The organism is Rhodovulum sp., from assembly GCF_011048875.1.
Classification (GTDB): domain Bacteria; phylum Pseudomonadota; class Alphaproteobacteria; order Rhodobacterales; family Rhodobacteraceae; genus Rhodovulum; species Rhodovulum tesquicola.
Genome location: NZ_DSDD01000074.1, coordinates 1 through 2,268 on the forward strand (window position 1 = coordinate 1; position 2,268 = coordinate 2,268).

The following is a 2,268-nucleotide window of genomic DNA, read 5'->3' on the forward strand; positions in this document are numbered from 1 at the left end:
GGCATGGGCCAGGCCATCGAAACCCTTCGCGACGGCTTGCGCGGGCTGTCGCTGTTGATGCAGTTGAACGGGGACAGGCTGCTCTTTCCGTTTGCAATAGCACTTGCGCTCATGCTGGGCGGCTGGCTCACGGGGCTCTGAACGCTGCGCGGCAGGGGCGTTCCGAGATCCTTTCATCGGCCGTTGCCCGGCTGAGGGACGAGGGCAACGCGCGCCGTTTTCCCGGTCCTGACCTTTTGACATCCTCCGGCGTTCCCGGTAGCTAAAGTCACAGAAAAAAACACGTCAGGGCGGGACGGCGACATGTCAATTTCTGCACGCGGGAACCTCGGCCGGCGCGGTCGGGCTCATCTACTGGCGGCGACGGTGCTGCTGGGCAGCGCGGCGACCGTCGCGCTTGTGCCGCAGGCGGTGCAGGCGCAGACCTACCGCTTCTCGTCGGTCGAGGTGAACGGCAACCAGCGCATCGATGCCGCGACGATCCTGTCCTATGCCGGGATCGCCCGGGGCGAAGCGGTGTCGGCGGCGCGGCTGAACGATGCCTATCAGGCGATTTCGGGCAGCGGACTGTTCGAGACGGTCGAGCTTTCGCCCCGCGGCAACACGCTGGTGATCAACGTCACCGAATATCCCACGATCAACCGCATCGCGTTCGAGGGCAACGCCCGGATCAAGGATGATGACCTCGCCTCGATCATCCGTTCGCAGCCGCGCCGGGTCTACTCGCCCAGAATGGCCGAGACCGATGCCGCCGCCATCGTAACGGCCTATGAACAACAGGGCCGACTGGCCGCCAGCGTCACGCCCAAGATCATCCGCCGGTCCGAGAATCGCGTCGACCTCGTCTTCGAGATCGTCGAGGGCGCCGTGGTCGAGATCGAACGCATCTCGTTCGTCGGCAACCGGGCATATTCGGAAAGCCGCCTCCGGCGGGCACTGGGGACCAAGCAGGCAGGCATCCTGCGCCGCATCATTCGGTCAGACACTTTCATCGCCGACCGGATCGAGTTCGACAAGCAGGTGCTGAGCGACTTCTACACCTCGCGCGGTTTCGTCGATTTCCAGGTTCTGTCGGTTGCGCCGGAACTGACGCGCAATCGCGACGGCTATCTTCTGACCTTCACCATCCGCGAGGGCCAGCAGTTCCGCTTCGGCCGGGTGACGACGGTTTCCGATCTTGCCGAGGTCGATGCGGACGAGTTCCAGCGCGCGGCAAACATCAAGCCGGGACAGGTCTACAGCCCGCTTGCCGTCGAGAATACGATCGCGAGGATGGAACGTCTGGCGACCCGCAAGGGGCTGAATTTCATCCGGGTCGAACCTCGCGTCATGCGCAATGATCGCGATCTGACCCTGGACATCGAGTTTGCCGTCACGCGCGGACCGCGGATGTTCGTCGAACGCATCGACATCGAGGGCAACGCCACCACGCTCGACCGGGTGGTGCGCCACCAGTTCCGCACCGTCGAGGGCGATCCGTTCAATCCGCGTGAAATCCGCGAGGCTGCCGACCGAATCCGCGCACTGGGCTTCTTCTCGCGCAGCGATGTCACCGCGCGCGAGGGCAGTGCACCCGATCAGATGGTGGTGAATGTCGATGTCGAGGAACAGCCCACGGGCTCGCTCGCATTCGGGCTCAGCTATTCCGAAGTCAACGGAGCGGGCGCCGCGATCTCGTTCACCGAATCGAATTTCCTTGGCCGCGGGCAGCTACTCAGCTTCCGCATCGACACCGGAACCGACAATTCCACCTCGCGCTTCGTCTTCGCCGAACCCGCCTTTCTCGGTCGGGATGTACGCTTCGGCTTCTCGGCGGTCTATGCCGAGACCGACGGTCGCTACGACGCCAAATACGACACGAGGCTGATCGAGATTTCGCCGTCGCTGCAATTCCCGCTCTCGGAAAGCAGCCGGCTGCAGGTGCGCTACACCGCGGGTGAAGGGAATATCCGCAACTATACGGGCGGTCCGGGGATCATCCAGGCCGATGCGGATCGCGGTGCGCTGACCTATTCCAAGATCGGCTATACCTACAGCTACGATTCTCGCCGGACCGGGCTCGACCCGAATTTCGCCATCCGGCTCGAATTCAGCCAGGATTATGCCGGCCTTGGCGGTGATCTGGAATATATCGAGACCACCGCACTGGTCGGGGCGCAGACCATGGTCTGGAACGAGGAAATCACGCTGCGGGCCGAGCTTGAGGGCGGCGTTTTGTCGATGTTGGGCAGCAAGGACAGTCGGCTTCTTGACCGCTATTTCCTGAAC

Annotated in this window: 1 protein-coding gene; it reads left to right on the forward strand. The window is 63.2% G+C overall.

Annotated features, from left to right (window positions below; all coding sequences use genetic code 11):
• Positions 1-303 precede the first annotated feature (303 nt).
• Positions 304-2,268, forward strand: a 1,965-nt coding sequence (gene bamA / locus ENN83_RS02470) for an outer membrane protein assembly factor BamA (RefSeq protein WP_414707612.1), incomplete at its 3' end; no start/stop codon positions are given.